This is a genomic window from Zoogloea oryzae, assembly GCF_030161255.1.
Classification (GTDB): domain Bacteria; phylum Pseudomonadota; class Gammaproteobacteria; order Burkholderiales; family Rhodocyclaceae; genus Zoogloea; species Zoogloea oryzae.
Genome location: NZ_BSPX01000028.1, coordinates 35,163 through 54,226 on the forward strand (window position 1 = coordinate 35,163; position 19,064 = coordinate 54,226).

Below are 19,064 nucleotides of genomic sequence, written 5' to 3' on the forward strand. Positions count from 1 at the left end.
CGCGGGTCAGGACTTGGCCTGGATCAGCTCCACCTTGTAGCCGTCCGGGTCCTCCACAAAGGCGATCACCGTCGTTCCGTGCTTCATCGGGCCGGCTTCGCGCACCACCTTGCCACCGCGGGCCTTGATCGCCGCGCAGGCCGCGTAGGCATCGGGCACCTCCAGCGCGATGTGGCCGTAGGCCGTGCCCAGCTCGTAGGACTCGACGCCCCAGTTGTGGGTGAGCTCCAGCACCGCCCCTTCCGACTCATCCTGATAGCCCACGAAGGCCAGCGTGAACTTGCCCTCCGGGTAATCGTTGCGGCGCAGGAGGCGCATGCCGAGCACTTCGGTGTAGAAGGCGATGGAACGGTCGAGGTCCACGACGCGAAGCATGGTGTGCAGAAGACGCATGGTTGTTTTCCTGAAGGTCAGAGGGAAGGAAGACTCGCCGCCACCTGGCGCAGGGCCTTGCGGGCGGCGACGTGATCGGGATAGATCGACTCAACCACGGACCAGAAACGCGGCGAGTGGTTCATCTCGACAAGATGCGCGACCTCATGGGCCACCACGTAGTCGATCAGGCCGAGGGGCAGATGGATGAGCCGCCAGTGCAAACGGATGCCGCTGCGGCTGCTGCAGCTGCCCCAGCGCGTACGGGCATTGGAGAGCGCCACCGGCGGCACCGGTCGGCCCAACCGCAGGCAGAACTCCTCGACCCGGTTTTTGAACAAATCGAGGCCTCTTTGTTGCAATTCCCGCAACAATAGCCGGCGGGCATCACCGCCGCTACGCAGGGCCAGCTCCAGCACCCGCTCCGGGCCGATCTCATGCCACAGCACCCGGTTGTTACCGCGCCCGATGGAGAGCCGCCAGGCCTCGCCCAGAAAGGGCACGGCCGCCCCTTCGACGGCCTCGAAGGCCGGACGGAGCTCGGGCTGCGGACGGTTGTGGAGTTTTTCGACGACCCACGCGGCGTGGCTGCGGATGAAGGCCTCGGCCTCGCGCAGGCCCACCCGGAGCGGCACGCCTACGGTGAGCCCCCGGTGATCGATGCGCAGCCCCAGCGTCTTGCGGGCGCTACGCCGCAGGGTGTAGGCAACGCGCACCCCGTCGAGAAGGATCTCGCGGGATTCGACGGCCGGCGCGGTCACGCCTTGGCCGGCTCCTGACGCTTGCCGGCGTTGCGGTAGTGGGACGGGAACAGCCGGCGCATCTCGGCCTCGATCCAGGCTTCGGCCCTGGCGTTGATCTCGTCCACCGTCAGCCCATGGGTGTCGATGGCCGGGCCGACGCTCACCACCACTTCGCCGGGGCGCTTGAAGAAGGCGTTGCGCGGCCAGAACTCGCCGGCGTTATGGGCCACGGGCACCACCGGGGTGCCGGTGGCGCGGGCGAGCCAGGCGCCGCCCGGCTTGTAGCGCTTGGTGGTGCCGGGCGCCACCCGCGTGCCCTCAGGGAAGACGGTGACCCAGAAGCCCTGGTTGAGACGGTCGCTCCCCTGCTCGACCACCTGATTGAGGGCGTCCTTGCCGGCCGCCCGGTCGATGGCGATCATCGGCATCTGGGAGATCCCCCAACCGAAGAACGGCACCTTGTGGAGCTCGCGCTTCATCACGAAAACCATCGGCGGAAAGACATCCTGCAGCATGATGGTTTCCCAGGCGGACATGTGCTTGGAGAGCACGATGGCCGGCCCGGCCGGAATGTTGGCGGCGCCTTCGAGCCGGTACGGAATGCCCAGCACGTGCTTGATGACCCAGATCATGATCCGCGCCCAGCCCCGGATGAGCTTGTGGCGCGTCTGCGGGCGGAACGGGAAGGTCGCCATGCCGATGAGGGCGTAGAGCGGCGTGAAGATGCCCAGGGCGAGCATGAACAACAGGTTGCGGATCAGGACCACGGAGGGGTTTCCAGTCAGACGGTGAGCTGGGCAGCGATGGCTGCCAGGTCGGGGAAGATCTGGGTGCCGGGCGGCAGGGCCGGGTCGGCCTGGGTCTTGACGCCCTTGCCGGTCAGCACCAGAAACGGCGTGCAACCCACGGCGACGCCGGCCTGCAGGTCGCGCAGGCTGTCGCCCACCACCGGCACACCGCGCATGTCCACATTGAAGCGCTCGGCGATCTGCTGGAACATGCCCGGTTTGGGCTTGCGGCAGTCGCAGGTGGAATCCGCGGCGTGGGGGCAGAAGAAGATGGCATCCAGCCGCCCGCCCACCTGGGCGAGCGTCTTGGTCATCTTTTCGTTGATGGCGTTGAGGGTGTCCATGTCGAACAGCCCGCGCCCGACCCCGGACTGGTTGGAGGCAACCACCACCCGCCAGCCGGATTCGTTGAGGCGCGCGATGGCCTCGAGGGAGCCGGGGATCGGCTTCCATTCGTCCGGCGACTTGATGAACTGGTCGGAGTCGAAGTTGATGACGCCATCCCGGTCGAGAACGATGAGTTTCATGGACTGCCCCCTCGCCCGGCTCATGCGGAAAGCCGCGAGATGTCGGCCACCTGGTTCATGAGACCCGCCAGCTGAGCCAGCAGGGCCAGGCGGTTCTGACGCACCAGCGGCTCATCGGCCATCACCATCACCTCGTCAAAGAAGCGGTCCACCGCCGCACGCAGGCCGGCGAGCACGCGCAGGGCTTCGGTGTAGGCCTCGTTCTGGAAGTGGGAGCGGGCCAGCGGGGCGACTTCGACGATGGCGTGGAACAAGGCCTTCTCGGCGTCCTCGACGAGCAGCGCCACGTCCGGTTCGCCCGGAGCAACCTCGGTCTTCTTGAGGATGTTGACGATCCGCTTGTTGGCGGCGGCCAGGGCAGCGGCTTCGGGCAGCTGCTGGAAGGCCACGACGGCCTCGAGCTTGGGCACTACCAGATCGATGCGGGTGGGGCGGAGCGCCAGCACCGCATCCACCACGTCCTGGGCATGGCCGGCTTCGCGCAGCAGGTTGCGCAGGCGTTCGAGCATGAAGTCGAACAGCGGGCCAGGCAGCTCGGCGCCGAGCACGCCCGGGTTGAAGGCCCCGGCAGATTCGTTGATGAGCGCGACCAGATCGAGGGGCAGCTGACCCTCCATCAGGATCCGCAGCACGCCCAGGGCGGCACGGCGCAGGCCGAAGGGATCGCGGTCGCCGGTGGGGATCTGGCCGATGCCGAAGAAGCCGGTTAGGGCGTCGAGCTTGTCGGCCAGGGCCAGGGCGCGGCCGATGTTGGAGTCGGGCAGCGCGTCGCCGGCAAAGCGCGGGCGGTAGTGCTGTTCGATTGCCTCCGCCACCACCGGCTGCGCGCCTTCGGCCAGCGCGTAGTAGCGGCCCATGATGCCCTGCAGTTCGGGGAACTCGCCGACCATGTCGGTCAGCAGATCGGCCTTGGAGAGCAGCGCGGCGCGGTTGGCGAGGTTCTCGTCGGCGCCCAGCATGCCGGCGATCTTGCGGGCCACGGTGGACAGGCGCTCGACGCGGTCGCCCAGGGAGCCGAGCTTGTTGTGATAGACCACCGAGCCGAGCTTGACCACGCGCGGCGTGAGGCCGGCCTTGATGTCCTGCTCGAAGAAGAAGCGGGCGTCGGACAGGCGCGGGCGCACCACGCGCTGGTTGCCGGCGATGATGTTGGTGGGATCGGCCAGCTCCATGTTCGAGACGATCAGGAAGCGGCTGGTGAGCTTGCCCTGGTTGTCGAACAGCGGGAAATACTTCTGGTTGGCGCGCATCGTGAGGATCAGGCATTCCTGCGGCACGGCCAGGAATTCGGCCTCGAACTCGCCCACGTAAACGGTCGGGTGCTCGACCAGCGCGGTGACTTCATCGAGCAGATCGGCGTATTCGCCGAGGGTGGCGCCCTGACGGCCGGCTTCGGTGACGAGCTGCTTCTCGATGTTGGCGCGGCGCTCGGCGAAATCGGGGATCACCTTGCCTTCGGCGAGGAGCGTGGGCTCGTAGGCGTCGGCGGTGGCGATCTCGATGTCGCCCTTGCTCATGAAGCGGTGACCGCGGGTGGTGCGGCCAGACTGGATGTCGAGCACGCTGCCCGGCACCACGTCGGCGCCGTGGAGCAGGGTGAGCTTGTGGGCGGGACGCACGAAGGTGGCGTCGCCGTCGCCCCAGCGCATCACCTTGGGGATCGGCAGCGACTTGAGGGCGTCCTGGACGATGCCGGCGAGCACGTCGGCGAGCTTCGCGCCGGCCACGGTGCTGGTGTAGAACAGGGCCTCGGCCTTGCCGTCCATGCGGCGCTCGAAGCTCGCCACGGCCGACAGGGGAATGCCCTTGCCTTCGAGCTTCTTGGTCAGGGCCGGGGTCGGCTGGCCATCAGCGGTGAGGGCGACCGAGACCGGCATGATCTTTTCGGTGACGTCCTTGGCGGCGGCTTCGGGGAGCACGTGGGCAACCGTCACGGCCAGGCGGCGCGGGGTGGCGAACCAGCGGAAGGCACCGTCGGCGGCAGCCAGGCCGCGGGTGCGCAGGCCGGCCACGATGGCGTTGGAGAAGGCCTGGCCCAGTTTGGGCAGGGCCTTGGGCGGCAGTTCTTCGGTCAGCAGTTCAACGAGCAGGGTCGCGCCAGTCATCACGCGGCCTCCTTCTTCAGCATCGGGAAGCCGAGGGCTTCGCGGGAGTTGTAATAGGCCTGGGCCACTTCACGGGCCAGCGCACGCACGCGGCCGATGTAGGCGGCGCGTTCGGTCACCGAGATCGCGCCACGGGCGTCGAGCAGGTTGAAGGTGTGGGAGCACTTCATGACCATCTCGAAGGCCGGCAGCACCAGCGGCACGGCCATCAGGCGCTTGGCCTCGCCTTCGTATTCGCCGAACAGGCGGAACAGCCATTCGACGTTGGAGTGCTCGAAGTTGTAGGTGGATTGCTCCACTTCGTTCTGGTGATAGACGTTGCCGTAGGTGACGGGCGTGCCGTCCGGGCCGATCGACCAGACCAGGTCATACACATTTTCGACGCCCTGCAGGTACATCGCCAGGCGCTCGAGACCGTAGGTGATCTCGCCCAGCACCGGGCGGCACGACAGCGAACCGACTTCCTGGAAGTAGGTGAACTGAGTGACTTCCATGCCATCGAGCCAGACTTCCCAGCCCAGCCCCCAGGCGCCGAGGGTGGGGGATTCCCAGTCGTCCTCGACAAAGCGGATGTCGTGGGCGTTCGGATCGATGCCCAGCGCGCGCAGGCTGTCGATGTATAGCTCCTGGATATTGACCGGCGAGGGCTTGAGCACCACCTGGTACTGGTAGTAGTGCTGCAGGCGGTTGGGGTTCTCGCCGTAGCGGCCATCCTTCGGGCGGCGGGACGGCTGAACGTAGGCGGCGTTCCAGTGCTCCGGGCCGATGGCGCGCAGGAAGGTGGCGGTGTGGAAGGTGCCGGCGCCGACCTCGATGTCGTAAGGCTGGAGCAGCGTGCAGCCGTGCTCGGCCCAGAAGTTCGAGAGGCGCAGGATGATCTGCTGGAAAGTCGGTTTTTGGACGGACATGGATGCTCCGCGGCGAGGGCCGCGCGGTTTTGGGCAAAGTATCGATTTTACTGTGTTTGGGCAGTCAGGGAACGCCCGGCCGCATGGGTGGTACCGGAAACCACCCCACCCACCCCGCCAATGCCCCACGACCGCCGAATATCCCTACTTAACTCAAGGAATTGCTTCCACGAACCGTAAAAGCTTGCGTCACATCACTTGTCAATTAAAAAGACCTGCCGTTGCTCCGGGGGCCGCCAGTTCGGCCGGCCGCCATGGGAATAGGACGGTAAGCAGGCGTCACCAAGGAGAATCCAGACCATGAAGTTAGCCAACCTGGCCGTCGCCGCACGTATGCGCCTGCTCATCGGAATGATGATGCTCGGCCTGGTCGCCCTGTGCGCCGTCAGCCTGGGCAGCCTGCGCACGTCCATGATGGACGACCGCAAGGTGCAGACCAAGCACATGGTCGAAAGCGGCGCCAGCATCATCAAACACTTCCATGCGCTGGCCCAGGCCGGCACGCTATCCGAGGCGGATGCCAAGAAAGCCGCCACCGAAACCCTGCGCTCCGTGCGCTACGACGGCAACAACTATCTGTTCATCGTCACCACCACCAACCACTACATCCTGTTTCCCACCAAGCCCGAGATGGAAGGCCGCGACGCCAGCGGACTGAAGGACACCAACGGCAAACTCATCATCCAGGACATCGTGAAGGCGGCCAACGCTGGCGGCGGGTTCGTGGACTACTGGTTCCCGAAACCCGGCGCACAGGAATCCAGCCCGAAGGTCTCGTACGCCACCGGCTTCACCCCCTGGGGCTGGATCATCGGCACCGGCATCTACGTGGATGACGTGGACCGGGAGTTCCGCGCCATCGCCACGATCCTCGGCGGCATTTCGTTGTTGCTGCTGGCGGTCCTCGGCCTCTTCGGCTGGCGCATCAGCGAGAGCGTGACCCGCCAGCTCGGCGGCGAGCCCCGGAGCGCCACCACGGTGATGCAGCAGGCGGCCGACGGCAACCTCACCACCGATCTGGGCGAGCCCCGTCAAGGCAGCATGCTCCACGCCCTGGCGGACATGATGCGCGCCCTGCGGCGGATGGTCGGCGAGATCAACGAAGGCGCCAACCAGCTGGTCAGCAACGCCGACCACATCTCGCGGGTTTCCACCCAGGTGGCCGACGCCGCCGAACGCCAGTCCGACGCCACGGCGGCCATGGCTGCGGCGATGGAGGAGCTCACCGTCAGCTCCAGCCACATCTCGGCCAGCGCCCGCGAGACCGAACTCAATGCCCAGCAGTCGATGCGCCTCGCCGCCGAGGGCAGCACCCGCGTCGAGGAGGCCGTCAGCGCGATCCGCAAGATGTCGGGGACGGTGATCGGCGCCTCGGACCGCATCCGCGCCCTTGAAGAGCGCATCGGCGAGGTGTCGTCCATCGCCAACGTGATCAAGGAGATCGCCGGCCAGACCAACCTGCTGGCGCTCAATGCCGCCATCGAGGCAGCCCGCGCCGGCGAGCAGGGCCGCGGCTTTGCGGTCGTCGCCGACGAAGTCCGCAAGCTGGCCGAACGCACCTCGTCCGCCACCACCGAGATCGAGCAGATGATTACCGGCATCCAGGGCGACACCGGCGAAGCGGTCCGCGCGATGAACGCCGCGCTGCCCGAAGTGGATCACGGCATCGCCCTGGCCACCGCGGCCACCGGCGCCCTGACGGCCATCGAGGCCGGCGCCCAGGAAGCCCTGGCCCGCGCCCATGAGATTGCCGACGCCACCCACGAACAGAGCGCCGCCAGCACGTCCATCGCCCAGCAGGTCGAGGAGATCTCGCACATGGTCGAAAACACCTCGGCCAACATCCGCGGCGCGGCCGAGGCGGCGGTCAACCTCGAACGCATCGCCGGCGGGCTCAAGGATCAGATCGCCCGCTTCCGGGTCTGACGCCCCCTCCCCCGCACGACGCTAAACGCCTCGGCCCCGGCCGAGGCGTTTTTCCATCCCCACCACCAGCGCCGTCGCAAGCGCTGCCGCCCCGATTTCCAGCCACGCCATCGGACCGATCGGCGCCGAGGCAAACACCCGATTCATCGCCGGCAGATAGGTGAACAGCGCCTGCAGCGCCACCATCGCGCCGATGCCGCCCCAGAACCACGGGTTCGACCACCACCCGCAACACCAGAACGGCCCGCGCAGGTTGCGGCAGTTGAAGAGGTAGGCGATCTCGCCCGCCACGAAGACATTGACCGCCACCGTGCGCGCCTCCTCCAGAGATGCGCCGAGGCCACGCCAGCGCAGGAACAGCCCGAAGGAGGCGACCAGCAGCAGCACGCCCACCAGCACGATGCGGCGGATCAGCACCGCGTCGAGGATGGCCGCGCCCGGCGCCCGCGGCGGCCGGCCCATCACGTCCCGCTGGATCGGCTCGAAGGCCAGCGCCATCCCCAGCAGCACCGCGGTGGTCATGTTGATCCACAGGATCTGCAGCGGCGTGATCGGCAGGGTGACGCCGGCCAGCACCGCGAAGAGGATCACCAACCCTTCGCCAAAGTTGGTGGGCAGCGTCCAGATGATGAACTTGACGAGGTTGTCGTAGACGCCCCGCCCTTCCTCGATGGCCGCCTCGATGGTGGCGAAGTTGTCGTCGGTGAGCACCATCGCGGCGGCGTCCTTGGCCACCTCGGTGCCGCCGGCGCCCATCGCCACGCCGATGTCGGCCGCCTTGAGGGCCGGCGCGTCATTCACCCCGTCGCCGGTCATCGCCACCACCTCGCCCCGCGCCTGCAGGGCCTGGACGAGGCGCAGCTTCTGCTCGGGCTCGACCCGGGCGAAGACGCTCACCTCGCCCACCGTCACCTGCAGCGCCGCGTCGTCCATGGCGGCGAGCTCGCGCCCGGTGACGGCCCGCGAGGTGGGGCCGGCGAGGCCGAGCTTGCGGGCGATGGCGAGGGCGGTCTCGGCGTGGTCGCCGGTGATCATCTTGACCGCCACTCCGGCCGCAGCGCAGGCCTGGATCGCCCGAAGCGCCGCCTGACGCGGTGGATCGAGCATGGCCTGCAGGCCCACGAGGCACAGGCCGCTGGCCAGGGCGGATTCGTCCAGCCTTTCGCCGGCCACCTCGGCGCGGGCGAAGGCCAGCACCCGCAGGCCGTCGGACGCCAGCGCCCGGGCCTGGGCGTCGACGGCGTCCATGTCAATGGCGACGGGCTCGCCGTCCGGGCCGAGCTGGCTAGAACAACGGGGCAGGATCGCCTCCAGCGCGCCCTTCACCAGCGCCACCGGCTGGCCGTCCAGGCGATGGAGGCTGGCCATGTACTGGCGCGCGGAGTCGAAGGCGATCTCGTCTACGCGCGGTGAATCGGCGCGCAGCTGCTGCTCGTCCAGCCCGGCCTTACGGGCGGCCACCAGCAGCGCGGCCTCGGTGGGGTCGCCGGTGATCGTCCAGGCGCAGTCCTTCTGGGCCAGACCGGCGTCGTTGCACAGCACGCCGATCACCAGCAGGTCGCGGAGCGGGCCGGCGACGGCGGCGGGCTGGCCGTCCAGCGTCACCGCACCCTCCGGCGCGTAGCCGTCTCCGTCCACGGCAAAGTGCTGGCCGCCGGCAACGAGGGCGCGGACGGTCATCTGGTTTTCGGTGAGGGTGCCGGTCTTGTCGGAGCAGATCACCGTGGTGCTGCCGAGGGTCTCGACCGCCGGCAGCCGGCGGATGATGGCCCGGCGCTTCGCCATCCGCGCGACGCCGATGGCCAGGGTGACGGTGATCGCCGCCGGCAGCCCTTCGGGGATCGCCCCCACGGCCAGCGCCACCGCGGCCATCAGCATGTCGAGGAGCGGCTCGCCGCGCAGGCTGCCCACCGCAAAACCAAGGGCGGCAAGACCCAGGATCACCACCAGCAGAAAGTTGGAGAAGCGCTCCATCGCCCGGGTGAGCGGCGTGACGAGGGTCTCGGTGGCGTCGAGCAGATCGGCGATGCGGCCGGTCTCGGTGGCGCGCCCGGTGGCCACCACCAGCCCGCCGGCCTGCCCGGCCACGACGAGGGTGCCGGCGTAGGCCATGTTGGCCCGGTCGGCCAGCACGCTGTCGGCGGCGATCGGGTTGGCGTGCTTGGCGACGGCGGTGGATTCGCCGGTGAGGGACGCCTCGGTGACCTGCAGGGCGCGAGCGTCGAACAGCCGCAGATCGGCCGGCACCTTGTCGCCGGCAGCCAGCCACACCACGTCGCCGGGCACCAGTTCGACGGCATCAATCCGGCGGCGGGTGGCATCGCGGAGCACCGTCACGTCGCTGGCCACGCTGCGGGCCAGGGCGGCCAGGGCGTTCTCGGCGCGGCCTTCCTGGATGAAGCCGATCAACGCATTGACCACGACGACGCCGAAGATCACGCCGGCGTCGGCCCATTCGCCGAGGAACGCGGCGATGGCCCCGCTGACGATCAGGATGTAGATGAGGGGCTGGTGGAACTGCAGCGCCAGACGCAGGAGCGGCCCGCGGCCGGCCTTGGCGTCGATGCGGTTGGGGCCGTGGCGGGCCAGGCGCTCGGCAGCGTCGCCTTCGGCGAGCCCCGTGTCGGCGCTCGAAGCCAGTTCAGTGAATGCCTCGTCGTGAGGACGGGCATGCCAGTCGGAGGGCGCGGAGGCAGTCATGGCACAGTGGCAGATTGAAGCGGTTTGCCTGGTCGGACCGCAGCCCGACCAGGCGGGTTCAACGGGGCGGCCGCTGCCGGGGCCGCCCCGCAAACCGTCAGGCGTCGACCTTGGGCAGCATCGACAGGGCCATCGCCAGCTCCTTCTCGTCGTATTGCTGGTCCACCAGCTTGCCGGAGAGGTAGTTGGTGTAGGAGGTCATGTCGAAGTGGCCGTGGCCGGAGAGACAGAACAGGATGGTCTCGCTCTTGCCCTCGGCCTTGCAGCGCAGGGCTTCCTGGATCGCACCGCGGATGGAGTGGGTGGATTCCGGCGCCGGCACGATGCCTTCGGCGCGGGCAAACATCACACCCGCTTCAAAGCACGAAGTCTGGCCGTAGGCCTGCGCTTCGATGAGGCCCAGCTCCATCACGTGGCTCACCAGCGGCGCCATGCCGTGGTAGCGCAGGCCACCGGCGTGCAGGCCCGGCGGGGTGAAGTCGCTGCCGAGGGTGTGCATCTTGACCAGCGGCGTGAGGTGGGCGGTGTCGCCAAAATCGTAGGCGTACTTGCCGCGGGAAAGGGACGGACAGGCCGAGGGCTCGACCGCCACGATGCGGCGCTTCTTGGTGGTTTCGCCGCGCAGCTGCTGGCCCAGGAAGGGGAAGGCAATGCCGGCGAAGTTGGAGCCACCGCCGACACAGCTGATCACCACGTCCGGGTCGTCGCCGGCCATCTCCATCTGCAGGATGGCTTCCTCGCCAACGATGGTCTGGTGCAGCAGCACGTGGTTGAGCACCGAGCCCAGGGCGTATTTGGTGTCGTCGTTCTTCGCGGCCACCTCGACAGCTTCGGAGATCGCGATGCCCAGGGAGCCGATGTGGTCCGGATGCTCGGCGAGCACCGCGCGGCCGTAATCGGTCTCGGGGGACGGCGACGGGATGCAGCGGGCACCCCAGGTTTCCATCAGGGCGCGGCGATAGGGCTTCTGGTCGTACGACACGCGCACCTGGAAGACGGTCACATCCAGCCCGAACAGGCCGCCGGCGTAGGCCAGCGACGAGCCCCACTGGCCGGCGCCGGTTTCGGTGGCGAGGCGCTTCACGCCTTCCTGGGCGTTGTACCAGGCCTGGGGCACGGCGGAGTTGGGCTTGTGGCTGCCGGCGGGCGACACGCCTTCGTACTTGAAGTAGATCTTGGCCGGGGTACCGAGCAACTTTTCGAGACGGCGGGCGCGGAACAGCGGGCTGGGGCGCCACTGGCACAGCACGTCACGGACGGGCTCAGGGATGTCGATGTAGCGCTCGGTGGACATCTCCTGGGCGATGATCGCGTTCGGGAAGATCGGCGCCAGATCGGACGGGCCGAGGGGCTGGAGCGTCCCCGGGTGGAGCGGCGGCGGCAGCGGCACCGGCAGATCGGCGGCGATGTTGTACCAGGCCTTGGGCATGCGGGATTCGTCGAGCAGATACTTGATCTGGTCGCTCATGGTTTTCCTCCTGATCGGTCTTGGTTTTGTCGTGTTTGAAAGGGGGCGGCCGACGCTCAGGCGGCCAGATCTTCCAGGGCGATGCCCCAGTGCTTCATCAGGTAGCGCAGCAGGGTCTGCTCGCCTTCACTGACCGCACCGTCGGCCTTGGCGATGATGAGGATCGCCGACAGGGCGACCTTCTGCAGGGTTGGATCGACGATGTCGTCGGCCAACCGGGCCAGCCGGCGCTCTTCGAGGAGGAACACGCGTTCCTGTTCGGCCTCGGTGATGACGTCTCGACAGCAGTCGAGCAGCGCCTGAATGAGCACGTCCTGCTCGATGCCGACGAGGGCGACGGTGTCGTGGTGCTTGAGCCAGTCGATTTCCCGGTTGTCCAGCCGGCCATCGGCGAGAATCGCCATGGCGATCAGGCGTGCGAGCGCCTCGGGGCTGTTGGTCGGATAAGCGCGCATGGTTCGATGATCCTGTTCGATAAAGGGCGAACCGCGATCATACGCTCATACGCGCCAGCGCTCCCGCCACCGGAGGCTCAGCCCCGTCGGCGGCGCCCTGCGAGCACCGTCAGGCCCAGAAACAGCAGCGCGACGCCAACCGCCGGGCCGTTGCCCCAGCGGGCGTAGGGCGTCAGGCCCTGATAGCCGCGCACCGACACGTGCAGCGCGCCGGCCTCGAAGGGCGGCAGCACCGCCTCGACGTGGCCGTCGGGCATCACCAGCGCGGTCATCCCGGTGTTGGTGCTGCGCAGCATCGGCCGGCCGGTTTCCAGCGCGCGCAGGCGGGCGATCTGCAGATGCTGCGGCTGGGCGAAGGAGTCGCCATACCAGGCCAGATTGGAGAGGTTGAGCATCAGCGTGGCCTCGGGCAGGCTGCGGATCAGCTCCTCGCCAAACACGTCTTCGTAGCAAATGTTGATCGCCACCTTCTGCCCGGCCAGGGCCAGAGGCGGCTGGCGCTCGGGGCCGCGGGTCTGGTCAGCCATCGGAATGTTCACCAGATCGTAGAACCAGCGGAACATCGGCGGCGAGTATTCACCAAAGGGCACCAGATGCTGCTTGGCGTAGTGGCCCGAGGGCGACACGCCGAGGCTGATCGCGGCGTTGAAGATGTGGCCTTCCGCGTCGCGGGTGAAGGTGCCGAGGATCACGTCGCCACCGTGGCTGGCCGCGCTGCGGCCGACTGCCTCCAGGTAGCCCGGCGGCAGGTAGTCGATGAGGAGCGGAATGGTGGTTTCGGGCAGCACGACGATCTGCGCCGGGTTGTCGCGGACCATCGTCAGGTTGCGGTCGAGCCAATGCTGGAGCATCTCGGGCCGCCACTTGAGGCTCTGCCCGATGTTGGTCTGCAGCAGCGCCACCTTGACGGGCTCGCCGACAGGCGCCGTCCAGGCGATCTGGCGCAGCCCGGCCCCGGCGCCGATCACCAGCGCCACGCCCAGCAGCGGCTGCCAGCGTCGCTCGGCCAGCGCGGCCACGGCCAAGGCCGACACCAGCGCCACCAGCCCACCCACGCCGAACACACCCACCACCGGCGCGAACCCTGCCAGCGGGCTGGGCGGCGTCTGGCTGTAGCCGATGGCCAACCACGGAAAGCCAGTGAAGATCCAGCAGCGAGTCCATTCGAAAATCAGCCAGCAGGCGGCGAAAAGCCCGGCATCCGGCCCCCCCCTGCCCCGCCGCAGCCCACCGAAGGCGGCCCCGGCCAGCCCGGCAAAGACGCCCACCAGCGCACAGAAAAGCAGGATCGCCAGCGCGGCCAGCGGCATCGGCATGCCGCCAAAACGGTGGAGCGCCACATAAAGCCACGAGACACCGCCGAGCATCGCCCCGAGGCCCCAGGCAAGACCGGTGACGAATCCGGCCCGGGCGCGACGGCCCGGCGACGCCTCGAGCAGCGCAGCAGGCGCCCCCGGCCCGAGCAGCCAGAACAGCACGCCAAGCGCGACGAAAACCACAGGAAACAATCCGACCGGCGCATAGGCGAGCACCGAAGCCCCTCCGGCCAGGAGGGCCCCGACGAGACGCAGCCAGCCCATCAGCCGCCGACCGTGTCGGTGTCGGGCAAGCGCTCGACCAGCAGGGAGTGAATGCGCCGGCTGTCGGCGCGCAGCACCTGGAAGCGCAGGCCTTCGAGCTCGACGACCTCGTTGCGCTTGGGCAGGCGGCCGAGCTTGCGGATCAGCAGGCCGCCGACGGTGTCGTACTCGCTGTCGCTGAACTCGCAGCCGAAGGCTTCGTTGAAATCCTCGATCTCGGTGCCCGCCTTGACCCGGTAGCGGCCGGCCTGGTCGATGCGGATGTTGTCGGCGGTCTCGTCGAAGTCGTATTCGTCCTCGATGTCGCCGACGATCTGCTCGAGTACGTCCTCGATGGTGACGAGCCCGGCCACGCCGCCGTACTCATCGACCACGATCGCCATGTGGTTGCGGCTGACGCGGAAATCCCGCAGCAGCACGTTGAGTCGCTTGGATTCGGGCACGAACACCGCGGGGCGCAGCATCTCGCGCAGGTTGAAGGATTCGCCGGCAAAGACCCGCAGCAGATCCTTGGCGAGCAGCACGCCGAGCACGTCGTCCTTGCCTTCGCCCACGACGGGAAAGCGGGAGTGGGCGGCGCCGATGGCAAAGCGGGTGATGTCCTCGACGGAGTCGGCAAGATTGACGACATCCATCTGCGCGCGGGGAATCATCACGTCGCGCACCTGCATCTCGGACACCTGGAGCGCACCTTCGATGATCGCCAGGGCGTCCGCGTCAAACAGATTGCGGTCGTGGGCGGCGTGCAGAAGGTGCAGAAGTTCTTCGCGGTCTTCCGGCTCCCGGGTCAGGAGGGCGGAAAGCCGTTCTAGCAAGGACGGTTTACTACTGGAGGGTTCCATAAAAGGGGTTGATGAGAAATGGGCGATGGGCGATGAATCGGGGTTCCGACCCATCGCCCATGGCGCATTGCTCATCCCACCGGATCATCGCTCTCCCGCGTACGGGTCGGGATATCCCAGGCCGGCGAGGATCTCGCGCTCCCGCGCTTCCATTTCCTCGGCCTCGGCATCCTCGATGTGGTCGAAGCCCTGCAAATGCAGCATACCATGCACGGATAAATGGGCGTAATGCGCTTCCAGCGCCTTGCCCTGCTCCGCCGCCTCGCGCTCGACCACCTGCCGGCACAGCACCAGATCGCCCATCAGCGGCAGACCTTCGGGCAGCGGCATGTCCTCGCCTTCATCATAGGCAAAGGTGAGCACGTTGGTGGCGTAATCCTTGCCGCGGTAATCGCGGTTGAGTTCGCGGCCTTCGTCTTCATCGACGATGCGCACGGTGATCCGCGCGGCGCCGGGTTCGGCCGCGCGCAGCCAGCGGCGAAAATCGATGCGGGAGGGTACGCCCTCGCGGTTACAGGCGTATTGCACCGAAAGGTCGAGTCGGCGGGGCAGCTTGGGTTGGGTCATTGCTGGGTCTGCTGTTGCTGGTTGCGCTGGGAATGCTTTTCGTAGGCGTCGACGATGCGGGCGACGAGGGGATGGCGCACCACGTCTTCTTTCAGGAAGTGGGTGAAGGCCACGCCGCGCACATCGGCGAGCACCTGAACCGCCTCGCCCAGGCCGCTTTTCTGGCCGCGAGGGAGATCCACCTGAGTGAGGTCGCCGGTGATGACCGCCCGCGAACCGATGCCGATGCGGGTGAGGAACATCTTCATCTGCTCGGGCGAGGTGTTCTGGGCTTCATCCAGGATGATGAAGGCCCGCGACAGGGTGCGCCCACGCATGAACGCCAGGGGCGCGATCTCGATGCAGCCGCGCTCGAAGAGCTTGGTGACGCGATCGAAGCCCATCAGATCGTAGAGCGCGTCATACAGCGGGCGCAGGTAAGGGTCGACCTTCTGGGCCAGATCGCCGGGCAGGAAGCCCAGCCGCTCGCCCGCCTCGACCGCCGGACGGGTGAGGACGATGCGCTCCACGTGTTCCCGCTCAAAGGCATCCACCGCGCTCGCCACCGCAAGATAAGTCTTGCCGGTGCCGGCCGGGCCGACGCCGAAGGTGATGTCGTGCTCCTGGATCTGCCGGATGTAATCCACCTGACGCGGCGTACGGCCGTGCAGCTCGCTCTTGCGGGTGAGCAGCGTCGGCGCCGCCGGGCTGGCCTGAGACAGGTTAGCGAGCTCGATGAGGCCGAGCTGGATGTCATCCACCGACAGGGGCGCGTCGGATCGATCGTAAAAATGCCGCAGCGCGCGCGCCGCAACGTGAGCCTGCGGCGCCTCTCCATGCAGCGTGAAACGCTCGCCCCGGCGGGCGATGGTCACGTCGTAGGCAGTTTCGATCTGGCGGATGTTCTCGTCGAGCGCCCCGCACAGGTTGGCGAGGCGCAGGTTGTCGAGGGGATGCAGCGTGATTTCGGTTGGCTTCATCAGGTACATGCTGCCAGACCAGCGCCCGGCGGGAAAGTGGCTGTCACGATCGGACCGTCATCCGGTCGCTCAATCCTTCACGACGATCTCGCCGCGCAGGGAGTGCGGCAGCGCCGAGGTGATCGTCACATCAACAAAATTACCCACCAGACGAGGGTTACCCGCAAAGTTTACGACACGGTTGTTGTCGGTGCGGCCGGCGAGCTCGTTGGGATCCTTCTTCGACGGGCCTTCGACCAGAATACGCTGGACGCTGCCAACCATGCTGGCGCTGATCTCGGCCGCGTGCTCCTCGATACGCTTCTGCAGGCGCGCAAGGCGGGCGAGCTTGACGTCGGCCGGGGTGTCGTCGGGCAGATCCGAAGCTGGCGTGCCGGGCCGCGAGCTATACACAAAACTGAAGGACGTATCGAACTTGAGATCGTCGATGAGCTTCATCGTCGCCTCGAAATCCGCCTCGGTCTCGCCCGGGAAGCCGATGATGAAATCGGACGACAGGGAGATGTCGGGCCGCGCGGCTCGCAGCCGCCGCACCAGCGATTTGTATTCCAGCACCGTATAGCCGCGCTTCATCGCCGCCAGCACGCGATCGGACCCGGCCTGAACCGGCAGATGCAGGTGCGACACCAACTTGGGCAGCTTGGCGTAGGCATCGACGACGCGCTGGGTCATCTCGCGCGGATGCGAGGTGGTATAACGCAGGCGCTCGATGCCCGGGATGTCATGCACGCATTCGAGCAGGAAGGCAAAGTCCGCCATCTCGCCGCTCTCGCCGTCAATCGGCGCACGCCAGGCATTCACGTTCTGCCCCAGCAGCGTCACTTCCTTCACCCCCTGAGCAGCCAGACCGGCCACTTCGGCCAGCACATCAGCCAGCGGCCGATAGACCTCGTCACCGCGAGTGTAGGGCACGATGCAGAACGTACAGTACTTGGAACAGCCCTCCATGATCGACACAAAGGCGCTCGCCCCCTCCACCCGCGCGGGAGGCAGGTTGTCGAACTTCTCGATCTCGGGGAACGAGATATCCACCTGCGAACGCCCCGACGACTTGCGCTCGGCAATCAGCTTGGGCAGACGATGCAGGGTTTGCGGCCCAAAAACCAGATCCACATACGGCGCCCGTGCGACGATCGCCTCGCCCTCCTGGCTCGCCACACAACCGCCAACCCCGATGATCAGGTTGGGATTCTTCTGCTTCAGGTGCTTGACCCGACCGAGATCATGAAACACTTTCTCCTGTGCCTTCTCGCGCACCGAACAGGTGTTAAAGAGGATCACGTCGGCCTCTTCGGGGTTATCGGTCTTCTCCAGCCCATCAGCAGCTCCGAGCACATCCGCCATCTTGTCCGAGTCGTACTCGTTCATCTGGCAACCGAAGGTACGGATATAAAGCTTTTTCATTTTGTGTTGACCGAGGTGCTCTAAAACTCTATTATAGCGGGCTCAGGTTGGTGATGTAGCTCAGATGGTTAGAGCGACGGATTCATAACCCGTAGGTCGGCGGTTCGACTCCGCCCATCACCACCAACAGAACACTAAGCCGCTGAATCGCAGGATTCAGCGGCTTTTTTACGTTCCGAACCGCCCTCATGCGCTGCCGGGGTGTCACGCAGGGGTATCACATGCCCGGCATGCTTCGCCATAAAATCCCGGCACCAGACCACGTTTCGCTTCCGGCGTCGGGTACCGCTCGATCACGTGGGCGAGTACCGGCGCCTGCGCCAAGGTTTTGTACACCCCGCAGACCCACTTACCGCGGACGTGGCGGAGGGCGCTGAAGGAGCCCGGGGTGTAATCGAGCTTCTCGGCGACATCCTCGCCGATGCGTTTCATCTGGCAGCCACAGGTGCAGGTGGTGGAGTCTGGCTCGTGGCGGATCTCGGTGCGGGGCAGCTCGGGCGGCAGCGGCTTGCGCTTGGCTGCCCCTTGGCCGCAGATGGTTTGCCCGAGAGCTGTGCGAGCTCTTCGGTCATCGCGGCGAGGTCGGCCTCCACCGTCTCCTCGAACAGCTGGGCCCGCTCCGCCGGCAGGCGTTCGGTCTTCATCCCGAAGCGCCAGCGCTTGTGCAGCGAGAGCTCGTGGGTGAGTTGGTCGATCTTGGCCTGGCGCCAGACGAGCTCCCGATTCTGGGCGACGAGCAACTGACGCAGGGCGTCGGCCCCGAGTGCGTGGAGATTGGGAGGGAGAGCCATGCCCGGATCATGCCGCTGGCGCACGGATCCAGCCATCGGGACATCACCCGATGGTGGACAGTCAAATCATTCGGATCGCCCCGTCGCCCCCGAGTTGTTGCCAGGGCAGACCGAGCACCAAGGCGTCGAACTGGGCCTGGGAGAGCGTCAGCGAACCGTTCCCCTCGGCCCAGCGCAAGCGCCCCTGGTTGAGTCGCCGGCAGGCGAGCCAGATCCCCTGGCCGTCGTGGATCAGCACCTTCATCCGGGTGCCGCGCCGGTTGGCGAAGAGGTAGGCATGATGCGGGCGCGCCTCGCCGAAGACCCGCACCACCTGGGCGAGGATCATGTCCATGCCGGCCCGCATGTCGAGCGGTGCCACCGATAGCCACAGTGCCTCGATCCGGATCACCCGAGCCACTCGCGCAGCCAGGCGCCACACGCGGCGGCCGAGGACGCGGGCCAGTCTACCGTGACCACTGCGGCACCTTTGCGCAGTTCCCGCCGGATGGGTGGATCAACGCGGAGGGAAAGCTGCACCGGAACGAAGCCGCCACACGTAAGTGCAGACAGGACAGCTCGGGTGGCTCGATGCCCCGCTCGCGCATCCAGCGCCGCAGCTGGTTGGCGTTGATCCCGTTGGCCAGGGCCACGCCGGCGACTGACGCGCCGGGCGCGCCGCAGGCTTCGATCAGGGACTATTTGAATGCTTCGGAGTGGGCACGACGGGTACGGCGGGGCTTCGTGACGTTCATGAAAGAGTCCACTTCTATTGGCCAGTGGACACTATGGTTAGCGAGCTAAGGGGCCGGGGGAAGATGAGTTGGCCGGGTGCTTACGCTTAGTGTCGGCTTTGTTGTTTTCCAAAGCGTAACACCCCCTGAGGCGAATAGCCTGAGGGGGTGTTGAATGGATAGTCTGACGATGACCTACTTTCACGCACGTGTGTG

General features: G+C 67.0%; 17 protein-coding genes, 1 tRNA gene and 1 pseudogene. 2 read left to right on the top strand and 17 right to left on the bottom strand.

Annotation, left to right across the window (positions count from 1 at the left end):
• Positions 1-6: 6 nt before the first annotated feature.
• The 6 genes from gloA to glyQ are packed head-to-tail and all read right to left on the bottom strand — an operon-like array spanning position 7 to position 5,443.
• A complete protein-coding gene (gloA, locus tag QQK25_RS10745; protein ID WP_284187917.1) occupies positions 7-393 on the bottom strand; it encodes a lactoylglutathione lyase in 387 nt (128 codons plus the stop codon).
• Between the two features lie 17 nt (positions 394-410).
• Positions 411-1,133, bottom strand: coding sequence for a M48 family metallopeptidase (locus tag QQK25_RS10750; protein WP_284187918.1), 723 nt, complete (start codon positions 1,131-1,133; stop codon positions 411-413).
• Positions 1,130-1,882 carry a lysophospholipid acyltransferase family protein gene (locus QQK25_RS10755; protein ID WP_284187919.1) on the bottom strand — a complete coding sequence of 251 codons (753 nt, stop codon included), beginning with the start codon at positions 1,880-1,882 and terminating at the stop codon, positions 1,130-1,132. The genes QQK25_RS10750 and QQK25_RS10755 overlap by 4 nt, the downstream gene beginning before the upstream one ends.
• A 14-nt stretch (positions 1,883-1,896) precedes the next feature.
• Positions 1,897-2,430 (bottom strand): D-glycero-beta-D-manno-heptose 1,7-bisphosphate 7-phosphatase, encoded by a 534-nt coding sequence (gmhB, locus tag QQK25_RS10760; RefSeq protein WP_284187920.1) that lies wholly within the window; start codon positions 2,428-2,430, stop codon positions 1,897-1,899.
• A gap of 20 nt (positions 2,431-2,450) precedes the next feature.
• A complete protein-coding gene (gene glyS / locus QQK25_RS10765; protein ID WP_284187921.1) occupies positions 2,451-4,535 on the bottom strand; it encodes a glycine--tRNA ligase subunit beta in 2,085 nt (694 codons plus the stop codon).
• On the bottom strand, positions 4,535-5,443 hold the full coding sequence (glyQ, locus tag QQK25_RS10770; protein WP_284187922.1) for a glycine--tRNA ligase subunit alpha: 909 nt from the start codon (positions 5,441-5,443) through the stop codon (positions 4,535-4,537). Before glyQ ends, glyS begins: the two co-directional genes overlap by 1 nt.
• Positions 5,444-5,743: 300 nt before the next feature.
• On the opposite strand from glyQ, the gene QQK25_RS10775 reads away from it, so the two are divergent.
• Positions 5,744-7,369, top strand: a complete 1,626-nt coding sequence (locus tag QQK25_RS10775) for a methyl-accepting chemotaxis protein (RefSeq protein ID WP_284187923.1) — start codon at positions 5,744-5,746, stop codon at positions 7,367-7,369.
• 21 nt (positions 7,370-7,390) lie between these two features.
• Here QQK25_RS10775 and QQK25_RS10780 read toward each other — a convergent pair whose 3' ends face one another.
• From QQK25_RS10780 to miaB, 8 genes are all read right to left on the bottom strand, one after another.
• Positions 7,391-10,069, bottom strand: a complete 2,679-nt coding sequence (locus QQK25_RS10780; RefSeq protein WP_284187924.1) for a cation-translocating P-type ATPase — start codon at positions 10,067-10,069, stop codon at positions 7,391-7,393.
• Between the two features lie 97 nt (positions 10,070-10,166).
• The gene (locus tag QQK25_RS10785; RefSeq protein WP_284187925.1) at positions 10,167-11,537 is read right to left on the bottom strand and encodes a TrpB-like pyridoxal phosphate-dependent enzyme; all 1,371 of its coding nucleotides are present in this window, start codon (positions 11,535-11,537) and stop codon (positions 10,167-10,169) included.
• A 56-nt stretch (positions 11,538-11,593) separates the two neighbouring features.
• The gene (locus tag QQK25_RS10790; RefSeq protein ID WP_284187926.1) at positions 11,594-11,992 is read right to left on the bottom strand and encodes a tellurite resistance TerB family protein; all 399 of its coding nucleotides are present in this window, start codon (positions 11,990-11,992) and stop codon (positions 11,594-11,596) included.
• Positions 11,993-12,069: 77 nt separating this feature from the next.
• Complete coding sequence (gene lnt / locus QQK25_RS10795) at positions 12,070-13,572, bottom strand: apolipoprotein N-acyltransferase (protein WP_284187927.1); 1,503 nt, start codon at positions 13,570-13,572, stop codon at positions 12,070-12,072.
• Complete coding sequence (locus tag QQK25_RS10800) at positions 13,572-14,414, bottom strand: CorC family transporter (RefSeq protein ID WP_153162463.1); 843 nt, start codon at positions 14,412-14,414, stop codon at positions 13,572-13,574. Before QQK25_RS10800 ends, lnt begins: the two co-directional genes overlap by 1 nt.
• An 84-nt stretch (positions 14,415-14,498) precedes the next feature.
• Entirely contained in the window at positions 14,499-14,981 is a 483-nt protein-coding gene (gene ybeY, locus QQK25_RS10805; RefSeq protein ID WP_284187928.1) for an rRNA maturation RNase YbeY, read from the bottom strand.
• A complete protein-coding gene (locus QQK25_RS10810; RefSeq protein ID WP_284187929.1) occupies positions 14,978-15,940 on the bottom strand; it encodes a PhoH family protein in 963 nt (320 codons plus the stop codon). The genes ybeY and QQK25_RS10810 overlap by 4 nt, the downstream gene beginning before the upstream one ends.
• A gap of 69 nt (positions 15,941-16,009) precedes the next feature.
• Complete coding sequence (miaB, locus tag QQK25_RS10815; RefSeq protein WP_284187930.1) at positions 16,010-17,344, bottom strand: tRNA (N6-isopentenyl adenosine(37)-C2)-methylthiotransferase MiaB; 1,335 nt, start codon at positions 17,342-17,344, stop codon at positions 16,010-16,012.
• 49 nt (positions 17,345-17,393) lie between these two features.
• On the opposite strand from miaB, the gene QQK25_RS10820 reads away from it, so the two are divergent.
• Positions 17,394-17,470: transfer RNA gene (locus QQK25_RS10820), tRNA-Met, on the top strand.
• 159 nt (positions 17,471-17,629) lie between these two features.
• Here QQK25_RS10820 and QQK25_RS24325 read toward each other — a convergent pair.
• From QQK25_RS24325 to tnpB, 3 genes and pseudogenes are all read right to left on the bottom strand, one after another.
• Positions 17,630-17,860: pseudogene (locus QQK25_RS24325) on the bottom strand (IS66 family transposase zinc-finger binding domain-containing protein); the annotation flags it as partial.
• Entirely contained in the window at positions 17,773-18,171 is a 399-nt protein-coding gene (locus tag QQK25_RS10830; RefSeq protein ID WP_438696434.1) for an IS66 family transposase, read from the bottom strand. The pseudogene QQK25_RS24325 and the gene QQK25_RS10830, both read right to left, overlap by 88 nt.
• 25 nt (positions 18,172-18,196) lie before the next feature.
• Positions 18,197-18,535, bottom strand: coding sequence for an IS66 family insertion sequence element accessory protein TnpB (gene tnpB, locus QQK25_RS10835; protein ID WP_284187933.1), 339 nt, complete (start codon positions 18,533-18,535; stop codon positions 18,197-18,199).
• Positions 18,536-19,064: the final 529 nt, after the last annotated feature.